Consider the following 18388-nt stretch of genomic DNA (forward strand, 5'->3'; position numbering starts at 1 on the left):
ACGCAGCACTATCCAGGAGCCGCCCGCATGCCCCGCACCCGCCCCAGGCACCCCGCTTCAACGCGCCGTTCCCCAGCAGCGGTGCTGGCCGCCGTCGTCCTCCTGCTGGGCACCGGCTGTTCCGTGATCGCCCCGGAACAGGAGCGCGAGGCCGCGGACCCGGCGCAGGTCACCAACGGGGTGGCCGAAGAACTGATGCCGTACTACACGCAGGACGTCGACTGGCAGCCGTGCGAGAGCGGATTGGAGTGCGCGGACGTCGACGTGCCGCTGGACTACGCGGACCCCGGCGGCGAAAGCATCCAGATCGCCGCCATCCGCAGCGACGCCGGCGGTTCGGCGCAGGGGTCAATCCTGGTCAATCCGGGCGGGCCCGGCGGCTCCGGCTACGACCTGCTGCGCGACGGCCTCCAGACGATGTTTTCCGAGCAGCTGCGGAGCGAGTACGACCTGGTCGGCTTCGATCCGCGGGGCGTGCAACGCTCGGCGCCGGTGACCTGCCAGACCGACGCCGAACGCGACGAGTCCCGGCAGACGGAGTACGACCGCGGCTCGGCCGAGGACCTCCAGCGGGCGATCGACGATGCGGCCGAGCTCGCCGCCCAGTGCGCGGAGAAGACCGGCGAGGTCCTGGGCCACGTGGACACGGTCAGCGCCGCCAAGGACATGGACATCATCCGGGCCGTCGTCGGCGACGAAAAGCTGAACTACTTGGGCTTCTCCTACGGCACGTTCCTGGGTGCCACCTACGCGGGGCTGTTCCCGGAGCGGACCGGGCGAATGGTGCTGGACGGTGCGCTGGATCCCTCGCTGAGCAACGAGCAGATCACGCTGGGCCAGGCGGCCGCCTTCGAGGACACCATCCACGCCTACGCGGAGTTTTGCCTGGAGAATGCCGGCTGCCCGATGAGCGGCGGCGTGGACGACGCCGTGGCCCAGCTGCGCGACCTGATCCGCTCCGTCGAGGAGAGCCCGCTCACCGCGTCGGACGGCCGGCTGGTCCCGGTCGGCACCTTTGTCTCCGGCCTGCTGGTGCCGCTGTATGACGACGCCAGCTGGCCGCGTCTCACGCAGGCGCTAACGCATGCATTCCAGGGCGATCCCAGCACCGTGCTGTCGTTCGCAGACAGCAGCGCCGGACGCGCCCCCGACGGCCGCTACACCAGCAACGGCACGTTCGCCTTCATGGCGGTCAACTGCCTGGACTATCCGATGGAGACCGATTTGGCCGCCATGCGCGAGGACGCCAAGGAACTGGAGCAGGCCTCCCCCACCCTCGGCCGCTACCTGGCCTACGGCGGGGTGAACTGCAAGAACTGGCCGTACGAGCCCACCGGTGAACGCGCCCCGATCCACGCCGAGGGGGCCGCGCCGATGCTGGTGATCGGCACCACCGGCGACCCGGCCACCCCCTACGAGTGGGCGGAATCCATGGCCGAAGACCTGGCGTCGGCCACGCTGCTGACCTACGAGGGCGAAGGCCACACGGCGTACGGGCGCGGCAACACCTGCATCCGTGATGCGGTGGACAGCTACTTCGCCGACGGCACCATGCCGGCCGAGGGCACCGTCTGCTCCTGAGCCAACGCGGGCCGGTCGTTTTGACCGGCCCGGCACGGCTCCCATATAGTTGTTCTTCGTGGATTCGGCCCGGAAACGGTCACAATCCCCGCCTCCTTAGCTCAGTCGGTAGAGCGTTTCACTCGTAATGAAAAGGTCGCCAGTTCGATTCTGGCAGGGGGCTCCATTTCCGGGGATTTCCGGGGTTCTCCTCTTTGGCAGACCGCCATCAGACCCAGCTCTTCGACTGCCGCGAAGAGGGTCCCGTCGTTCTGCTTCACAGCAACGGCTTGCAAGACCATCGCCTTCATAGCCGCCTCCGGTGCCGGAACGCCGTTTCCTGGGCAGGCACCAAAACGACTGCTTGCTGCCCCTTCATAGTGATGAGAAAGCTCCGGCCCCGTGTCGCCTGACGGAGATAGTGCCAGGCATGACGCCCCAACTTGGTCACTGTGATGGTGTGCATGAATCCACCCTCTTCCAGTTGCCGCTGACAGACACTTGCCCTAGTTGTGGGCGCGGATGGCTACTCTGTCTTGTCATGGATGCAGAGATGGATCGACAGCGGGCCAGCGATCTGCTGGCACGCATTGCAACCCTTCGCGGCGCAGATCCCGCATTTGAGCTCACCCCCCGGGAGCTGATTCTGGGAGCATACGTCGACGGATTTCCACGGCAAGAGCTGATCCAAGCGCTAAAGAACTTTCCTTGAGGCTTCGGCGTCGACGCTCCCGGACCACATGACGGGCGACTACCGGGTACCAGGTACCAGGTACCCGGTAGTCGCCGCCTACGTCAGAACTTGATCACTCAGGAAGAGTTCACCGAGATCAAGGCGGGCGTAGGGGAACGCCCTGAATCGTCTCAATAGGAGCGGCCCCGCGCACCGAAACAGGAAGCCCCCCAGAATGACGCTTGGCCCGCTACCTGACCTGGATGTCTCCGACCACTTCCCAGGAGTAATCCTGAATCTTCCAGCGGCCGTCTTCCAACCCCAAGGTGTACTGCGACTGGATGTCCATTGATCCGGTCCGGCCATCAGCCAGTTCCACCGTATTGTCGTCTTGGGTAGTCAGCACCACCGCGTGCGTGGGATCGTTTTCCCGAGGTGCATCGGTGAGGCTGATGAGGTAGTAAGGCCCTTGCATCTCCGGCTTTGCACCGTGCTTGACCGGGATCCAGGCATCCTCTGCCTTGATGTGGAACCAGACAGCGTCATCTTCGTACCCAGGCCAATCCGGGTAATCGGCCTCCCCGCCCTGGGCCGCAAAACCGGGGTGGATCGAGTACGCGAGACTCTCGCCCTCCGCCAGCTTCGGCGCCTTGCCGGCCTCCTCGGCTTTGAGGTGATCGAGTGTTTTCCGGGCGTGCTTCATGAAGGCCTTCTTCGAGGATTTGGCAACGAAGTGCTCAATGTCCTTGATGTGCCCCTCGGCCACCTCTACGGTTGCCCCGTCGATCAGCGTGTTGCGCTCGAAGCCCACCCAGCGCAACTGCGCAGCAGTCCGGATTGCCCCGGCCAGGTCGACTCCCTCTTGATCTGCGCCGGGCTCAAACAAGTAGTAGAACGCCGACTTCGGGTCCTTGGCCGCCTGCTCGATGCTGATGATCTCAACATCGTTGTCAACCATATTGAGCGGATTTTTGGGCAGCCGGTCCAAAGGGTCTACGACCGGTGCGGCGGATGGTTCAGAGGACTGGGACTGCGCCTCGGCCGGACCGGATACAACGGCGCAACCTGCCATGCCAAAGACTGCCGCGAGGGCAATAACGTGTGCCAGAATCTTCTTCAAATGTTCCCCTGAGAGTTGCAACGGACTCCCGACTGGAGAGCCCATCTGTGGGTGGTGCGTCACATTTCTTGGTCGGACGCTTTTGCAGCCGCGGCGGCATTAGCGCTCTCGTCGAGGGCAACGGCATGACCGGGCGGTCTCTTCCGCGCTAGGGTTGGCCGCGGTCTCGGAGACGGCGGTGGTGCCGCCGGCAAGAATCAGGCTGTCCGCCGCGAGGATCGCGGCGAGCTTCCTGCATGACCTCGGCGTCTTCGTGGTCTCGTCAGCCTGGGCAATCAGCCACCGATCCAGTTGCCGTTCGTATCGCGCTGGTAGTCGTAGACCTCGGCCTCCGTGACGTTTAGCGCGCCGCCCTTCATGATGTTGAAGCTGAAGGAGGCGAATGGCGCGTGCTGGTTGACCTTGCCATCATCGCCGGTGGCCTGGAAGTCGAAGGTGGCCGTGTCTTCATCAGACACAGGGGAGAGGGCGCAACCCTGCACGATGGTCAGCGTCTTATGGTCATCGGAGAAGTACCAGCCCTCTTCGGTGTTGGCCAGATCGAGCTCGTTGACGGATGGCACCGAATCGAGTAGCCCCCAGGAACTCTTCGGTTCGTATGGACGATACTCGGCATCCGACGGCGTGTAATCTTCGACGAACGCATCCACATATGCGGGATCCGCCCCTTCCTTGAGCTTGGTAGCCGCCCACTCCTCGAGGGAATCGACTCCGAACTCGCTCCGCAGGAAGCCCCTCAGGTCTTCGGCTGCCTCCTGGCGGTATCCGTCGATCTCCTGGTTGTATTCCGCCTCGGTCTGTACGGGCCTGGACAGCTCATCGAGTCCGGCTCCGCGGTAGGTAATGGCGAGGTCGGCGGCGCAGTATTTGGACGAATTCAGATCCCGGGCCTTCGCCTTGACCTCGGAGATGAGCAACCTGTCAGCGTCCGCGCCGGCGGCCTTGATCAGAGCCTCGGGGATGCGGACGGTCAGTTCTCCCTCGGCGCCGTAGCGCGAGGTCTGAAACTCGAAAACGCCCTTCCCCGCGTGTGGATCCACGGGAGCGCCGTTCTCGAACTTGGTGTCGGCCTTGGCTTCGGCACCGGAACCAGCGCAGCCGCTAAGGACAAGCGCAACGCTTGCGGCCGCCAGGGGGAGGGTTTTCATTGACTTACGGAGCATCTCGGTGCTTTTCGCTTTCTGCTGGTCTGTGAGTGGAGCTTAATGTAGTGAAACGTGTAACTTTGCAGTGGGCCTTCCTCCTGGCTCTTGAGTTCGCGTCGGAACCACGAGGCGATCAATTGATACCGTCCAGTTCGCCCCGACGAGAGTGACTTGGCGGCGGCTTCGTGCCGATGCGCTGCGGCACAGGATGACATAGTCAGAGCCTCTGCGACGGTAGCCGCCCTGCGGTAGAAGGCCTCAACCGCCACCGCTGCAGAGGGCAGATGGCAGAGCACTGTTCAGCGCCGCCACCTGATGCTTCATCAGGGCATTCGGTTCTTTCCCGTTCCCGGCTCGCTCTCTCCAATGCCACGGCGTTAGCCGATCCGATAGGTCGTCTCGGATGAGTGGGCAATTGCTGAGCCGTAGCCGGAGCGCTTGGCTGTCACCTTGACCTTGACCTTGTAGGTGCCCTTTTGGTCCAACCTGTAGGAGGACTTCGTGGCCCCGCGCACGGCCTTGCCGTTGACGTACCACTGGTACTTGTACGAGGTCGCAGGGCCGGCCCAAGAGCCCTTCGTGGCAGTGAGCTTGAAACCGCCACCGGTGTAGCTCATGAGGGAGTCCCGCGTACTTCCGGCCGCCTCGTATTCTTCATGGACTTCGGCACTGAAACCGTGGGACTGGTCTTCGACACCGTGCCGAACCCGCTGCGACTGCCCGTGGCGGTCACGGTGATCTTCCGCCCCTTGTCTGCTGAAGTCAGTTTGTAGCTGGACTTCGTCGCTCCCTTGATAGCCTTGCCGTCACGCTTCCACTGCCAGGAGACTTTGGTGGCTTTCGGTGTCCAGCCCTTAACCGCGGCCTTCAGGGTCTTGCCGGGGATCAGGCTGCCGGTCACCTTGGGAGCGTAAGTCTTGCTGAAGGGCAGGCCGACGCTGGAAGCTGCCGTGACGGTCTGCGAATAAGGCACGGTCCGGGATGCGTAGTAGGGATTCTTGGTCGGCTTCGTGTCTGTGCCGCGAACAGTGATCTTCGAATTGACGTCGGCGGCGGCCAGCTTGTAACTGGTTTTAGTCGCGCCCTTGATTACGCTGCCGTTGCGGTACCACTGGAACAGGTCGGCGTAGGGATGTGTGACCTTCAGCGTGCTCCCGACGGCTGGTGTTCCGGTGACCTTCATCGCTCTGCCCTGGTTGTGGAACCATTCGGCTTGGCCCGCGACGTCTACAGAGTTCCAGATGAGCATGAAAACACCCTTGACGGATGGCATCGACTTGGGCAGCTTGTCGGACACGATGCTTTGTCCGTCGCTCATTCCAATGTTGTACTTGATGCGCCCAGTGGCGGCGTCGAACTGGTATGTCGGGACTTTCTTGCCAGCGGAGTTGGTCACAGTCTTGTTCTCAGGTAGGACCCAATTGCCATCCAAGTCCCGGGCGAAGCCGCCCGGGGCCCAGGAGCCCTCGGTGTGCTTGGTCCACCCGCTGTCCTGCGAGATCACCGAAAAGTATTGGAGCTTTTTGAGCGCGGACAGAGGCCGGAAGTTTGCTTGCTGATAGCCGTCGTCCATGAGCTCGAGTGTCTGCAGGTTGGGCACGGCTGCAGCGAGGCCCTTCAGGTCCTTCACTGGCACGTTGAATACCGTCAGGTCCTCAAGGTTCGGAGCCGCTTTCAGTCCGCTGAAGTCCGTGAGCTTTGAGGCGTTAATACCGAGGAACTTGAGGGACGCAGGCAGGGTAGGCAGCCTGGTCAAAGTGGTGTTTTGATTGTTATACGTCTCGGATCCGCCCAGTTCCCCTAGCTCAAGGAGGTACAGGCCGGTGAATCTGCTCAGGTCGACACCGTTAGGAAGGGTCCTGCAGGTCATGCGACCAACCTCGTCAATGCTGGTCGCATCTTTATCATGGTTGACGCAGCCGGCTGGCAGCGCGATGGCAGCCTCTGCGGGTACGGCCGTCAGACACGCGGCGAGTACGGAGAGGGCTGCCATGGCGGCGCCCATGCGGAATTTCTTCATCGTGTTTCCCCAACGCTGAAAGGGTTGCCCCGAGTCGTAGTCAATATGTTGCGGCTGCTTCTCTGCACAATCGGCCGAGTGCTGACGGTGGTTAGACAGGGCGGTGCGCCAGCCGATGTCTTGCCACTGAAGTCGGAGCTTGAGGATGTCGATCTTCGCTGGGCGGAGGGCCGCCTCACACCTGCAAAGGTCCGGCTGTTTGGGGAGGAGCCCAGCGACCGCATGCTTCGGACAGGACTCTATTGGACCCGGCGGTCAAAAGCGGTGGTTCAGGCCGCGGTAGCAGTAGCAGCCTCGGGGCTGCGCAGGAGCCAGGCAGCAGCATTCGCGGCGGCCCGTTCGCCGTGCCCGCGGAAGAGTAGGCGGGCCTCGGCCTCGGCACGGAAGACCTCCGCGGCCTCGTCGGTCAAGGCGCGCCGGCCCAACTGGGCCCGCAGCCTGGCCAGCCAAGCCTTTTGCTGATCGGCCGGCGCGTCGACGGCCGGAAAGTCGCCCCGGGTCGCCCCGATGTAGTCCAGGGCAGCACCGGCCTTCACCCGCAGGGCCCGATCCCTGGGCGCATCCTCGACCTCGGCGCCGGCCAGGATCCTGCAAGAGCTTAATGAGCAAAGTCGACGCCGATTCCACCGGGCATTTCGTGCAAGTCGGCAAACGCCGAGCGGACCTTCCAGCTGACCGAGGACTGGGTGACGGGAATGCTGCTAAGCCGCTGGGCATACGCCCGCTGGCTTGCAAAAGGAAATCTGAAATGACAGCCGATATCCCAGAGGGCGTTAGCGATATGGTCGACGCCCTGACCGAACTCATGGTCGCCAGCATCGCGGGACATCCGGATGACCCGGGGGTTGTTCGCCGCTGGGCGACGGGTTTGGCTGCGCCGGACGCCGACGAGCGGCAGCGACTGGAAACCGCTTGGGAGGCCTTCCTGTGCATACAGGGGCATCACGAGCGTGCTGCAGCGCAGCGGTTCCTCCTCTCACCAAATCCCCGCACGGACTACAAAACTCCAATCGCGGCCATTCGGGCCTGCGAATACAACGCGGTCGTAGCAGCGTGCAATCGGCGCTGGAAAACGAAACTTATGACGGGTGATGCGTCTCGAGTAATGCAATGCGTTTCGGGCCATGACGGAGGCATGGACTGCGAAGAACCCGAGAGCGATCAGTTGGAGCTGGAGGATTTAGTCCGCCCGCCGGATCCACACTGAATCTGCACAATCACTGTCATCGCTGGCAGCCGAGCTTGGAATAGACCGCGATTCTGGGGTGGGCTCGAAGGAGCCAGACTGAGGCCCAGGCCCTAGGCCATGATCGCCTTAACACGCCACAGCGCTGCGTTAGGATACAACAATCTGCCTTCTATCTACCTGGCTCACACGAATACTCCATCTACAGTAGGGAATCTACATGAATTTCAGAAAAGGGATGCCGCTGGTTTTAGCGGCTGCTGTCCTTTGCTCTGGCGGCGGCGTTGCCGCAACAGCTTTCACTGCTCCACCGGCCTACGCAGCTACTGTCCTGCCGCAAGCGCCAAACGCTCCAACCTCGTTACAAGCATCAGAAATGTCCTTTGACTCTGCTGTGCTTACTTGGAACAAACCAGCAGGACTGGCCGGGGAAGGTTACGGCTATAGTGTGGTTTTGAAGAAGAACGGAAACATTGTTCTCAGTACTGGTCTCAACGCTAATTCCAACACTGTTTCGTTCTCTCTCAGAGATTTGACTGAAAACACAGCCTACACTGCGGAAGTTACTGCTGACGCCTGGGGTGGTAGCGACCTCGTTCAATCACCCGCAGCAACCCTTAGTTTCACCACCACTGTGAAAGCTGACACGGTATCAGTGAAAACCCCGGAAGTGAGTTTCCTTGGAAGCCCCCGGCATCCGGGTGGGGTTACAAATAATACTGTCGACTTGACTTGGGCAGCGCCCGCTTATGTTGGCAAACTGGTTGATTACACTGTCACCATCAAGACAGGCACCAAAGTTGTGAAAACTGCTAGCATGCAGCCGGGGGGTGGGGTTTTTGGTAGTGTGTGGTTTCAGTACGATGGTTTGACTCATAGCACTACTTACACTGCGGAGGTAGTCGCTAACGCTGTTTCTCCTAGCGGAAAGAAAGCTTCTTCCGCTCCGAAGGTTGTCAAATTCACTACTCTGAAGAACCCTGCTGCGAACATTTACAATTTCTCAGCATCACCTGCTAATGTCCTCGGGGACCGGCTCACAATGGTGTGGAAGAAGCCTGCAACTGACGGGACAATCACCGGTTATCGAGTAACAGTTGAAGAGCGCGGCAAGGTTGTTAAAACCATCAACGGCATCAGCCCGAATGCTACCTCACAACTGATTACAGGTTTGAAGGAAAACACTAGCTACTATGTGACAGTGTTCGTTGAATCTGTTTCTGATGACGGTCAGCATAAAGCTCTGGAATCAAGCGGTAAATATGTGAGCACAGGCTTTACTGCTGCTTCTCAGGTGAAGGTAGCTGCACCTGTCATCACGCAAACTTCCACTACCGTTAACACTGCAACTGCGGCCTGGAGCAAACCGGCTGTGACCGGCAAGATTGTCAATTACACTGTGACTTTGCAGGAAGGCACATATGCTCAGGGACGGTACGAAAATAAGAACACCACAACTTTCACGACCACCAACACCGCAATGACTTTCAAGAGATTGAAGGAAGGTCTCACTTACACGGTCTATGTGAAAGCTAACGCAGTTTCCGCTAACGGAAAGTATAAGAAGTCTTCCGCTGCTGGGTACAAGCAAATGACTACCATCAATCCTTGGAAGGTGGCTGTAAGCGCACCATCTTCAGTGAAAGCTTCCTCTTCAACTGGAAGTGTCACTGCTTCATGGGGCAAGCCTGCTGTTACCGGAAAGCTCACAAGCTACACTGTAACATTGAAGCAAGGCAGCAAAACTGTGAAAACCTACACCACTACGAAGACTTCACAAACTTTCACCGGATTGAAAGATAACACCAGTTACACCGTGCAGGTTAAAGCTAATGCTAGCTCTTTGAACGGCAAATTGAAGAAGTCGTCTTCAACAGCGAGTAAAACAGTGAAGACGGCTGTGTTACCTGTGAAAGTGGCTGCGCCGAAATCTTTAAAAGCAGCAGCCGGTAACGGGAATATGGAGGTTTCTTGGAAGAAGCCTGCTGTTACCGGCAAAATCACCGGCTACACCTTGACTCTGAAACAGGGAGCTAAAACTGTTAAGACTCACACCACAGTCGGCACCGATGTGGTTTTCACGAGGCTGAAGCCGAACACCAGCTACACGGTGTACGTGAAAGCGAACGCTAAATCTGCTGACGGGAAGCATAAGAAATCATCTTCCGCTGTTCGTAAAACTGTGAAGACGTACCCGCTACCTAAGCGCGATGGTGGAAGAGGTGGGGGTGTTATCCTTTTCCCCGATGGCGGTTCTAACGGCGTCTGCTGGGCCAGCAACGGAATGGGCGGTCTAATGCCCTGCCCGAATCAGGTGCCCGTGTAAAATAGGTGAGAACGAAGAAATAGAATCAACAGGTTGGGTCCAGAGCAAAGGTTTGGACCCAACCATTTTTTACTTATGTGAGGGGAAGACGAAAAGTGCAAGAAAATTTTTCTTCCCTCTTGAACTAGCGGCCGTAACCCGCCGAGTCACCGTGACGCAAGGTTTGGCGAGGTCACCAAGGTCAGCTTTGCGGGCAAAGCGTTGTCCTTCAAGAAGACATCCACGACTGTGATCGTCACACTGCCCCGCTCCTCGGCTCGGGGCCTATACAGCTTGGCAGTCGCTTCGGCCGCTCGAAGCTCCCGTACGTCCGTGGCTGTCGCCAAGGAGATCGATGATGAATCCCGCGCCTACATCCTCAGTGAACTACGCAAAGGATGTGCCCCCACACGGGGTTTTCGCGCTTACCGCACCGCTTCAGAAGAACTGAACTATTCGGTTATCACCCTGGACGAAGCTGTGGATCAGTTCCACATTGCCGATGCCTCTTGCCCGCCGAGGCCAGCATCTCCTACGCCAAGTCCACTTAGGTCGATAACAAGCGCGAGGTCGGGAAACTCAGGCCTTCCGCCCGCGGCATTCCCTATATCAGATACAACACCGACCTGTGGCCCGGCAACCTCGCCTTGGGCAAGTCCTACAAGCAGTCGACTCCGACGCGAAGGGCGAAATCAATACCTCTAGTCCGTGCGCGCACCTCCGACATCAAACTCCCCATTACAAGTATCCGCTCGCCTACGAAGCCCTGAATGGTGCCATCACCCTCACATAATCGGCCTTACCGCTCACAGGACTGGCTGCCGACATCTGGGCGGCGGCATCAGCACCGGGCGGGGTTTCGAAGTGCTCGACTCCGACGTCGGCTTCATGCCAACTCCTCTGCGGTTCTGTGCGGCGCCATCCGGGCCAGCCCTGCTGAGTAGTCCGGGACCAGGGCTGCGCGAGCGATGTACCACTTCGCGGTCGTAGCCTCCGAGGCATGACCCAGCTGCAGCGAAGCGGATTTGGCGTCAAAATGCTCGGCCAGCTGCGTAGCCACGGTTTTGCGGAAGAGGTGCGGGGTGATCTTTTCGGTGATCCCCGCCGCGTTAAGTGCCCGGGCGAGGTTTTTGCGAAAGTTGGACGGCCGCACGAACGTTCCGTTGCGGGTTGCGAACACCGCCCCCGTCGGGGTTGCCAGGGCGTTTGCCCAGCGGCGCAGCAGCATTCCCGTCACCCAGTGCTCGGTCAGCTGGAAGGTCCGCTCTGCGTTTGCCGACTTGCCGAATTCCTGGCGGAAGAAAGCTCGTATCCTCCACGAGCGTTCCGCTCACCGTCACCGTCACCATGCCGTCCAAAAAAGCGACGTCCTCCCAGCGGACAGCCAGCGCCTCCCCGATCCGCATCCCCGTGGCTGCCAACAACGTAACAATGTCCCCCGTCCGACTGGTAGGCTTCGGTCCGCCAACCCCTGGCTCGACCTGGCGTTGCTCGACAGCACGGTGAACGGCCGCTACCGTTGCCGGATCCATAGCTGCCGGCCGCCGGCGTTTCTGCGGCACACGCGAAACCGACTTGACCGGGTTGTCGTTCCGGTAACCCTGGCGCACTGCGTAATCAAGCACCTGCTGGAATATCCCCTTGGCGAGATCTGCGGTCCGGAATCCTTTCCCCGCCACCTTGTCGTAGAGGCTGTGGATGGCTTCTTCACACATCGGGGTTGAAAGGTCCGCAACAGAGACGGCGCCCAGCAGCGGCAGGATGTGATGCCGGAGGTTCTTGTCGTACTTTCTCCACGTCTGAGGGCGCAGCCCCTCTGTCGGCGAGGAGCCCGACTGGCTGTGCGGATCGATGTGCTCTGGTGCCGGCCTGTTGTTTTCCAGCCAGGCATGGACCAGGGCGTCCACGGTCAGCCCAGTTTTCACCTTGTCTGCCGCGCTGTGCGCGTCTTTTTCGGCCTGCTTGATCGCAGCGCGGACCGCCTGCTCGGCGCCGCCCTTTGTCCGATACTTCCGTTTGACCTCCCTCAGCTTCCCCTCGTCGTTGCGGTAACGGGCCCGGGCAACCCAAACGCCCTCGGCCTCGCGGACAGCAGTAATCGCCTGAGGGGACCAGGCAGGTGTTTTTGCCCGCCCCATTAGGCTGCGCTCCGGTCCCGGGCGGTGACCCATGCGTCGACGTCTGCCCGGCGGTACAGGACTCGCCCGCGGTTGGGGCGGTAGGCGATGGGGCCCACTCCCCGTGAATGCCAGTTGGCGAGGGTCTGGGTGCTCAACTGGAGCTGCTCGGCAGCTTCCTTGCGGGTCATCCAAGTGGTGGGCTCTTGTGATGTGTTTTCCTGCATGACCGCTTCTATGCAGCCGGATCCAAAACGGGTATTGCGCTTTCGGTTGAACTCGTCATGACACGCTTTGCGACACGTTTTGACTGGTAACTCCCGGTAACTCCCGGTAAGAGTGCTGGGGCGAAAATCCCCTAGATTCTGCGGAAAGAGGGTTTTTCGGTAAGCAACGGTACTGGCCGGTAACCCCTTACCTGTTGAGAAAAGGTCGCCAGTTCGATTCTGGCAGGGGGCTCCATCGAAGCTCTCCGCACGGCAGGCAGCCGGCGGAGGGCTTTTTTGTTTCCCGGCTTCCGCCGCGTAGGCAGGCTGTGGGTCAGTGTTTCAGGCCGGCCAGCAGGCGCTCGGCATCGGCCAGGTCCGCGAGCACGACGGCGGCGCGCCGGCGCACGTTCTCGACGCCGGCTTCGTAGCCTTGGCTGCCGCCGAGCCTGACCATCGCCGCGGCCTGTGCGGCCGCCGCCAGGGAGTTGCCTGCCCTGGAAAGGCTGCGGTGGACATCTGCCAGCACGCCGCCGGGAATATCCAGTCCGTCGGTGGGATGCAGCGACTGGGCGGTCGTGCAGCAGCTGCGCACCCGTGGCAGGAGGCCGGCGAGCTGGTCGGCTACCGGCAGCAGCTCGCCGTAGAGGCCGTCGTCCTCCACACCCTCGAGGACCTGGTGGTAGCGCTCCAGGGCGCGCCGGAAGCGGTCGTGCGCGCGGCGCCAAATGCCCTTGCCGAGTTCTTTATCCTCCCGGCGGGCCTGCCGGGCGGCACCGAAGAGCGCCACCGGCCCTACAGGTACTGTCCGGGTCCGGCGTGCCGTTCGCCGCCCTGCACCGAGCCGGCGTTCTCCCCCTCGGCTCCGGTGGCCCGTCGCGGTTCACCGTCGTCGCCAATCACGACGCCGGGCGCGATCATGGTGCCGGGCGGCAGCTGGCGCATTTGCATGCGGGCCGCCATCTGCTGGTTGAGGGCCTGCTGGGCCGCGATGGCGGTCTGGATGCCGTGGAAGAGGCCCTCCAGCCAGCCGACCAGCTGCGCCTGGGCGATGCGCAGCTCGGCGTCCGACGGCGTGGAATCGTCGGTGAACGGCAGGTTGATCCGGTGCAGTTCCTCGATCAGCTCCGGTGCCAACCCGTCCTCCAGCTCCTTGACGGACCGCTCATGGATTTCGGCCAGGCGGACCCGGGCTGCGTCGTCGAGCGGGGCGCTGCGCACTTCCTCGAGCAGTTGGCGGACCATCGTGCCGATCCGCATAACCTTCGCCGGTTCATCGACCAGGTCGGCCAGCGCCGAATTGCCGCGGCCTGGCCGCCGCGCGGCGGGACCGGGCCCCGGGCTCGAGGGCTCTCCGCCGGCCGGGCTGTGGCCGCTGGGCAGCGCGGGGAGGATGACCGGTTCTGCCGGCTGCGGCGTCTGCTCTTCGCTCATGTTTTCATCTTGCCAGAGACGGACAGCGGGCGCAGAGCATATCCGACCCCGGTCAGCAGCAGCGTCCCTGCGGGTTGTTCTCCTGCCGGTCCGTCTTGTCCCGCCAGAACTCGCGCTCGCTCATCGGCTCCGTGCCGGGATGTGCCCGCCGGTGGTGCCGAAGATAGTCCTGGTAGGCGTGCTCGCCCATCACCCCTTGGAAGAACCAGGCGAACCTCTGCCAGCCGCTCCGGGCGCGGGGCCAGATGACGCCGGACATCAGTGGCCCGCCTTGGCCCGCCCGGTGTCGGCCGGCAGTTCGTTCCATTGCCTTTCCAGTTCCTTCTCCGGCCGGCTGGCCAGGAGGCCGGCCGGCGCGTAGATGGCGGAGACCACCGCGGGGTCCTCGTGCGAGGGTTCCCCGCCCAGCCGCCAGGACTTGTAGGTGGCGATGAGGGCGGTGGCGATGACGATGATGGTCAGCACCACGAACACGATGGACAGCGTGCCCTGCACCGCGGTGTTGCGGACCACCGCCTCCATTTCCGCCACTGAGGCGGCGTTTCCGAGGCTCGTCTCGCCGGCAGCCAAGGCTTCGCGGTGGGCGATGTGGTTTGCCCAGTAGCCCACCTTCACATCCGAGCTGAAGATCTTCAGGATCGAGGCCCAGATGGTGATCACGGCGGCGAAGGCCAGCGGCAGCCCGATGATCCACAGATACTTGAACGCCCCGCGCTTGGCCGCGATGGCCAGGCAGACCGCGAGCGCGATGGCCGCCAGCAGCTGGTTGGCGATGCCGAAGAGCGGGAAGAACGTGTTAATGCCGCCCAGCGGATCGGTGACGCCCAGGATCAGGATGTAGCCCCAGCCCGCCACCATGATGGCCGTGCAGATCCAGACGCCGGGGCGCCATGACATGTTCTTGAACTTCGGCAGGACGTTGCCGACGGTGTCCTGCAGCATGAAGCGGGCCACGCGGGTTCCGGCGTCGACCGCGGTGAGGATGAACAGCGCCTCGAACATGATGGCGAAGTGGTACCAAAAGCCCATCATCCCGATGCCGCCGATCAGTCCCTGCATGATGTGTGCGAGGCCGACGGCGAGGGTGGGCGCGCCGCCGGTGCGCGAAACCACCGATTCCTCGCCGACGTTGCTGGCCAGGTCGGTGAGCATGTCCGGTGTCAGGTTGACGCCGGCCAGGCCCAGGCCATTGACGAAGGCGACCGCGCCTTCCACCGTGCCGCCGGTGGCCGCCGCGGAAGCGTTCATTGCGAAGTAGATGCCGCGGTCAATCGAGATGGCCGCGACCAGCGCCATGATGGCCACGAAGGACTCCATCAGCATTCCGCCGTAGCCGATGAAGCGGGTCTGCCTCTCCTTCTGCACCATCTTCGGCGTGGTCCCGGAGGAGATCAGCGCGTGGAATCCCGAGAGTGCGCCGCAGGCAATGGTGACGAAGAGGAAGGGAAACAGCGAACCTGCCACCACGGGCGCGTCGTCGCGGCCGGCGAACTCGCTGAACGCCGGCACGTTGATCTCCGGGCGCACCAGCACGATGGCCAGCGCCAGCATCAGGATGGTGCCGATCTTCATGAACGTGGAGAGGTAGTCGCGCGGGGCCAGCAGCAGCCACACCGGCAGTACCGCCGCGATGAAGCCGTAGATGATGATGCCCCAGGCGATGGTGGTCCGGTCCAGCGTGAAGACCGCCGCGCCCCACTCGGTGTCCGCGATCATCCCGCCGCCGATGATGGCGGCGATCAGCAGCACGAAGCCGATGAGGGAGACCTCGCTGACCTTGCCCGGCCGGAGGAAACGCAGGTAGATGCCCATGAAGATCGCAATGGGGATGGTCATCGCCACCGAAAAGACACCCCAGGGCGACTCGCCCAAGGCGTTTACCACGACCAGGGCCAGGATCGCCACGATGATGATCATGATGGTCAGCGTGGCGATCAGGGCCGCGGTGCCGCCGATAACGCCGAGTTCCTCGCGGGCCATCTGGCCCAGGGAACGGCCGCCCCGGCGCATGGAGAAGAACAGCACGAGGTAGTCCTGCACCGCCCCGGCCAGGATCACGCCCACGATGATCCACAGGGTGCCCGGCAGGTAACCCATCTGCGCCGCGAGGATAGGTCCGACCAGCGGACCGGCGCCCGCGATGGCGGCGAAGTGGTGGCCGTAAAGCACGCGGCGGTCCGTTGCGACGAAGTCCTTGCCGTCCGCGTTGTACTCCGCCGGCGTCGCCCTCAGGTCGTTGGGGCGGGTGAGCTTGTTCTCGATGAACTTGGAGTAGAACCGGTAGGCGATGAAATACGTGCAGACGGCCGCGAAGACGAACCAGATTGCGTTAATCGTTTCGCCCCGCGAAAACGCGAGAATGCTCCAACTCACGGCCCCGAGCAGGGCAATGGCCACCCAGATCACGATCTTGGTCGGGGTCCACCTGTGGGCCTCGGCGTCCGCGGCCGGATCCAGCGCTACCGGCGGGAGGGTGGGATCCTGCACCAGGACGTCGGATCCGGGACCATTCCTTTCGGGTTGCCCGGGCCGGGGTCCGCTGAATTTCTCGCTCATGATGCTCCCCTCATGGAACGCCGTCCGCTTTCACGAAGCACCGTAGCAGCGACGCCGCTCGGAGGGAACGGGAAGGTCGATTTCAGGAGGTAGTGAGCAGGATCTTGCCGGTGTGTTCGCCGGAATCGAAGTACTCGTGGGCCGCCGCCGCCTCCGACAGGGCGAACGTGCGGTGCACCTGGGGTTTGACGTCGCCGGAGACGACCAGCGGCCAGACATGCTCGGCGACCGCCCGCACGATGGCGGCTTTCTCCTCCGCGGGCCTGGCCCGGAGGGTCGTGCCGATGACCGCACCCCGTTTGGCCATCAACTGGCCGAGGTTCAGTTCGGCCTTGGCCCCGCCCAGCAGCCCGATCACCACCAGCCGCCCGGAGGTGGCGAGCGCGTCCACGTTGCGCTGCAGGTATTTGGCACCCACCACGTCCAAAATGACGTCGGCGCCCCGGCCTCCGGTGGCGTCCTTGATCCGTTCCACGAAGTCTTCCTCGCGGTAGTTGATCAGCACCTCGGCACCCAGCCCGCGCGCGACGTCGAGCTTTTCCCGGCTGCCGGCCGTCACGGCAGGGATCGCGCCGAAAGCGGCAACCAGCTGGACGGCCATCGTGCCGATGCCGCCGGCGCCGCCGTGGATGAGCACCGTTTCCCCGGCCTGCACGCCCGCGGCCATGAAGAGATTGGAAAAGACGGTGGCCGCCACCTCCGGCAGGGCCGCGGCCGTCACCACATCGATTCCCCGCGGGACCGGCAGCACCTGACCCGCCGGAACCGCCACCTGCTCGGCGTAGCCGCCGCCGGCCAGGAGGGCACATACTTCGTCGCCCACCCGAAGCCCGCCGACCCCCGTGCCGACCGCCGATACCCGGCCCGACACTTCCAAGCCGGGGATCTCGGACGCACCGGGCGGCGGCGGGTAGACGCCCAGGCGCTGCTGGACGTCGGCGCGGTTCACTCCCGCGGCGGCGACGTCGATCACCACCTCGCCCTCGGCCGGTTGCGGTGCTTCGGTCTCCCGCATGTTCAGGACCTCGGGTCCGCCTGCTCCGTCGTAGAAAACCGCCTTCATACCAGCCTTTCGCCTTGTCCGGGGCATCAAAACCCCGGTGCCTGCGCGCTTTGCCCGGGTAGACCCCTCCGTGTCAGACTACAAGGTGAGGAAGGTTGTCCGAGCGGCCGAAGGAGCTGGTCTTGAAAACCAGTAGGCGGTAACCCCGTCTCATGGGTTCAAATCCCATACCTTCCGCTTCCAGCAGGTGTCCGGGCCGTTTCGCCCGGGCACCTGCTGCATTTGGCTCCCACACCGGGCCGCGGTCCCGGGCCCGTCGGGCGCATGGTCCGGACGCCGGCCATCCGGCGTCAAGTATTCTGGCCCGGCGCTCCCCCGGTATACCCTCGGCTAGGAGTCGTTCGCACCAAAGCTTGAGGAGTCCACCCGTGCCCAGCCAGCCAGCACCCGTCCGCCGCCCCCTCAAGGCGGCCACCGCCGTCGTCCTTCTGGCGCTGCTTAGTGGCTGCGGGGGTGAAACGGAGGAACCGCCGCGGGATGAGTCCGGTGCGGTGACGGAGGCCGCCGCGGCCGGCGCCTACGCGATCAAGGTGGGCGACTGCCTGAACAATCCGGACACCGACCGCCTGACCGAGGTGGAGTTCGTGCCGTGCGACCAGGCCCACGAGCTGGAGGCGTTCGCCGCCAGCAACCTGCCGGAGGGCGATTTTCCCGGCGACGAGGAAGTGGCGGCCAAGGCCGAGGAGTTCTGCGTGGCCGAGTTCGAGGCCTTCGCCGGCATCCCCTACGACGATTCGGCACTGGAGCTGACCTACCTCAACCCGACCGAGGCCAGCTGGACCGGCGAGGAGGACCGGGAGCTGCTGTGCCTGCTCGGGGAGGAAGGCTCGAAGCCCGTCACCGGCACGCTGAAGGACGCCCGGCGGTAACGTCCCGGCCGTCGCCCCGAATGTACCTTCCCGGTGGCAGCTCCGCCTAGCTTCCCAAAGCTAGCTACCCGGACGCCGCCCCAACCCTTCCTGTCAAGAGCGGGAGCCGTTCCGCGGCGAATTTAAACGTTCTT

General features: G+C 62.8%; 19 protein-coding genes and 2 tRNA genes. 7 read left to right on the forward strand and 14 right to left on the reverse strand.

The features are described 5' to 3' along the window. Positions 1 to 27 precede the first annotated feature (27 nt). Both AC5RVG_RS16705 and AC5RVG_RS16710 read left to right on the forward strand, forming a co-directional pair. Positions 28 to 1581 (forward strand): alpha/beta hydrolase, encoded by a 1554-nt coding sequence (locus AC5RVG_RS16705; RefSeq protein WP_494014737.1) that lies wholly within the window; start codon positions 28 to 30, stop codon positions 1579 to 1581. Between the two features lie 90 nt (positions 1582 to 1671). Continuing rightward, positions 1672 to 1747 (forward strand) — tRNA-Thr (locus tag AC5RVG_RS16710). A gap of 120 nt (positions 1748 to 1867) precedes the next feature. Here AC5RVG_RS16710 and AC5RVG_RS16715 read toward each other — a convergent pair. Continuing rightward, positions 1868 to 2026, reverse strand: a complete 159-nt coding sequence (locus AC5RVG_RS16715) for a type II toxin-antitoxin system Phd/YefM family antitoxin (protein WP_494014738.1) — start codon at positions 2024 to 2026, stop codon at positions 1868 to 1870. Positions 2027 to 2101: 75 nt separating this feature from the next. On the opposite strand from AC5RVG_RS16715, the gene AC5RVG_RS16720 reads away from it, so the two are divergent. Beyond that, positions 2102 to 2272: a hypothetical protein gene (locus AC5RVG_RS16720; RefSeq protein ID WP_494014739.1), complete on the forward strand. Its 171-nt coding sequence runs from the start codon at positions 2102 to 2104 to the stop codon at positions 2270 to 2272. A 211-nt stretch (positions 2273 to 2483) separates the two neighbouring features. Here the strand turns inward: AC5RVG_RS16720 and AC5RVG_RS16725 are convergent, their stop codons facing one another. From AC5RVG_RS16725 to AC5RVG_RS16745, 5 genes are all read right to left on the reverse strand, one after another. Further along, on the reverse strand, positions 2484 to 3353 hold the full coding sequence (locus tag AC5RVG_RS16725; protein WP_494014740.1) for a hypothetical protein: 870 nt from the start codon (positions 3351 to 3353) through the stop codon (positions 2484 to 2486). Positions 3354 to 3628: 275 nt separating this feature from the next. Next, positions 3629 to 4501, reverse strand: a complete 873-nt coding sequence (locus AC5RVG_RS16730) for a hypothetical protein (RefSeq protein WP_494014741.1) — start codon at positions 4499 to 4501, stop codon at positions 3629 to 3631. Positions 4502 to 4875: 374 nt separating this feature from the next. Continuing rightward, positions 4876 to 5115: a hypothetical protein gene (locus tag AC5RVG_RS16735; protein ID WP_494014742.1), complete on the reverse strand. Its 240-nt coding sequence runs from the start codon at positions 5113 to 5115 to the stop codon at positions 4876 to 4878. After that, a complete protein-coding gene (locus AC5RVG_RS16740; RefSeq protein WP_494014743.1) occupies positions 5112 to 6518 on the reverse strand; it encodes a hypothetical protein in 1407 nt (468 codons plus the stop codon). The genes AC5RVG_RS16735 and AC5RVG_RS16740 overlap by 4 nt, the downstream gene beginning before the upstream one ends. A 269-nt stretch (positions 6519 to 6787) precedes the next feature. Beyond that, complete coding sequence (locus AC5RVG_RS16745; protein ID WP_494014744.1) at positions 6788 to 7054, reverse strand: hypothetical protein; 267 nt, start codon at positions 7052 to 7054, stop codon at positions 6788 to 6790. 212 nt (positions 7055 to 7266) lie between these two features. Between AC5RVG_RS16745 and AC5RVG_RS16750 the strand changes: the two genes are divergently transcribed. Continuing rightward, positions 7267 to 7725 (forward strand): hypothetical protein, encoded by a 459-nt coding sequence (locus tag AC5RVG_RS16750; RefSeq protein WP_494014745.1) that lies wholly within the window; start codon positions 7267 to 7269, stop codon positions 7723 to 7725. A gap of 199 nt (positions 7726 to 7924) precedes the next feature. Then, positions 7925 to 10030: a fibronectin type III domain-containing protein gene (locus tag AC5RVG_RS16755; RefSeq protein WP_494014746.1), complete on the forward strand. Its 2106-nt coding sequence runs from the start codon at positions 7925 to 7927 to the stop codon at positions 10028 to 10030. Positions 10031 to 10895: 865 nt separating this feature from the next. On the opposite strand, the gene AC5RVG_RS16760 is transcribed toward AC5RVG_RS16755, so the two are convergent. The 8 genes from AC5RVG_RS16760 to AC5RVG_RS16795 all read right to left on the reverse strand — a co-directional run bounded on the left by AC5RVG_RS16760 (position 10896) and on the right by AC5RVG_RS16795 (position 17385). Continuing rightward, complete coding sequence (locus AC5RVG_RS16760) at positions 10896 to 11237, reverse strand: tyrosine-type recombinase/integrase (protein WP_494014747.1); 342 nt, start codon at positions 11235 to 11237, stop codon at positions 10896 to 10898. Then, positions 11119 to 12147, reverse strand: a complete 1029-nt coding sequence (locus tag AC5RVG_RS16765; protein ID WP_494014748.1) for a tyrosine-type recombinase/integrase — start codon at positions 12145 to 12147, stop codon at positions 11119 to 11121. Before AC5RVG_RS16765 ends, AC5RVG_RS16760 begins: the two co-directional genes overlap by 119 nt. Beyond that, positions 12147 to 12353 (reverse strand): helix-turn-helix transcriptional regulator, encoded by a 207-nt coding sequence (locus AC5RVG_RS16770; RefSeq protein ID WP_494014749.1) that lies wholly within the window; start codon positions 12351 to 12353, stop codon positions 12147 to 12149. The genes AC5RVG_RS16765 and AC5RVG_RS16770 overlap by 1 nt, the downstream gene beginning before the upstream one ends. Before the next feature lie 313 nt (positions 12354 to 12666). Then, positions 12667 to 13122 carry a hypothetical protein gene (locus tag AC5RVG_RS16775; RefSeq protein WP_494014750.1) on the reverse strand — a complete coding sequence of 152 codons (456 nt, stop codon included), beginning with the start codon at positions 13120 to 13122 and terminating at the stop codon, positions 12667 to 12669. Between the two features lie 5 nt (positions 13123 to 13127). Continuing rightward, the gene (locus tag AC5RVG_RS16780; protein WP_494014751.1) at positions 13128 to 13766 is read right to left on the reverse strand and encodes a bacterial proteasome activator family protein; all 639 of its coding nucleotides are present in this window, start codon (positions 13764 to 13766) and stop codon (positions 13128 to 13130) included. Positions 13767 to 13818: 52 nt separating this feature from the next. Then, positions 13819 to 14025, reverse strand: coding sequence for a YbdD/YjiX family protein (locus AC5RVG_RS16785; RefSeq protein WP_494014752.1), 207 nt, complete (start codon positions 14023 to 14025; stop codon positions 13819 to 13821). After that, positions 14025 to 16322: a carbon starvation CstA family protein gene (locus tag AC5RVG_RS16790; protein ID WP_494002303.1), complete on the reverse strand. Its 2298-nt coding sequence runs from the start codon at positions 16320 to 16322 to the stop codon at positions 14025 to 14027. The genes AC5RVG_RS16785 and AC5RVG_RS16790 overlap by 1 nt, the downstream gene beginning before the upstream one ends. A gap of 82 nt (positions 16323 to 16404) precedes the next feature. Beyond that, positions 16405 to 17385 (reverse strand): NAD(P)H-quinone oxidoreductase, encoded by a 981-nt coding sequence (locus tag AC5RVG_RS16795; protein WP_494014753.1) that lies wholly within the window; start codon positions 17383 to 17385, stop codon positions 16405 to 16407. An 89-nt stretch (positions 17386 to 17474) separates the two neighbouring features. Here AC5RVG_RS16795 and AC5RVG_RS16800 point away from each other — a divergent pair. Further along, positions 17475 to 17562: transfer RNA gene (locus AC5RVG_RS16800), tRNA-Ser, on the forward strand. 191 nt (positions 17563 to 17753) lie between these two features. Beyond that, entirely contained in the window at positions 17754 to 18254 is a 501-nt protein-coding gene (locus AC5RVG_RS16805) for a septum formation family protein (RefSeq protein WP_494014754.1), read from the forward strand. Positions 18255 to 18388: the final 134 nt, after the last annotated feature.

The organism is Arthrobacter senegalensis (assembly GCF_059091765.1).

Excerpts from the sequence above, each read along its gene's own strand:
- AC5RVG_RS16705 (WP_494014737.1), top strand. The coding sequence starts at position 28 with ATGCCCCGCACCCGCCCCAGGCACCCCGCTTCAACGCGCCGTTCCCCA.
- AC5RVG_RS16715 (WP_494014738.1), bottom strand. The coding sequence starts at position 2,026 with ATGCACACCATCACAGTGACCAAGTTGGGGCGTCATGCCTGGCACTAT.
- AC5RVG_RS16720 (WP_494014739.1), top strand. The coding sequence starts at position 2,102 with ATGGATGCAGAGATGGATCGACAGCGGGCCAGCGATCTGCTGGCACGC.
- AC5RVG_RS16730 (WP_494014741.1), bottom strand. The coding sequence starts at position 4,501 with ATGAAAACCCTCCCCCTGGCGGCCGCAAGCGTTGCGCTTGTCCTTAGC.
- AC5RVG_RS16735 (WP_494014742.1), bottom strand. The coding sequence starts at position 5,115 with ATGAGCTACACCGGTGGCGGTTTCAAGCTCACTGCCACGAAGGGCTCT.
- AC5RVG_RS16740 (WP_494014743.1), bottom strand. The coding sequence starts at position 6,518 with ATGAAGAAATTCCGCATGGGCGCCGCCATGGCAGCCCTCTCCGTACTC.
- AC5RVG_RS16750 (WP_494014745.1), top strand. The coding sequence starts at position 7,267 with ATGACAGCCGATATCCCAGAGGGCGTTAGCGATATGGTCGACGCCCTG.
- AC5RVG_RS16755 (WP_494014746.1), top strand. The coding sequence starts at position 7,925 with ATGAATTTCAGAAAAGGGATGCCGCTGGTTTTAGCGGCTGCTGTCCTT.
- AC5RVG_RS16760 (WP_494014747.1), bottom strand. The coding sequence starts at position 11,237 with ATGCTGCTGCGCCGCTGGGCAAACGCCCTGGCAACCCCGACGGGGGCG.
- AC5RVG_RS16765 (WP_494014748.1), bottom strand. The coding sequence starts at position 12,147 with ATGGGGCGGGCAAAAACACCTGCCTGGTCCCCTCAGGCGATTACTGCT.
- AC5RVG_RS16770 (WP_494014749.1), bottom strand. The coding sequence starts at position 12,353 with ATGCAGGAAAACACATCACAAGAGCCCACCACTTGGATGACCCGCAAG.
- AC5RVG_RS16780 (WP_494014751.1), bottom strand. The coding sequence starts at position 13,766 with ATGAGCGAAGAGCAGACGCCGCAGCCGGCAGAACCGGTCATCCTCCCC.
- AC5RVG_RS16785 (WP_494014752.1), bottom strand. The coding sequence starts at position 14,025 with ATGTCCGGCGTCATCTGGCCCCGCGCCCGGAGCGGCTGGCAGAGGTTC.
- AC5RVG_RS16790 (WP_494002303.1), bottom strand. The coding sequence starts at position 16,322 with ATGAGCGAGAAATTCAGCGGACCCCGGCCCGGGCAACCCGAAAGGAAT.
- AC5RVG_RS16795 (WP_494014753.1), bottom strand. The coding sequence starts at position 17,385 with ATGAAGGCGGTTTTCTACGACGGAGCAGGCGGACCCGAGGTCCTGAAC.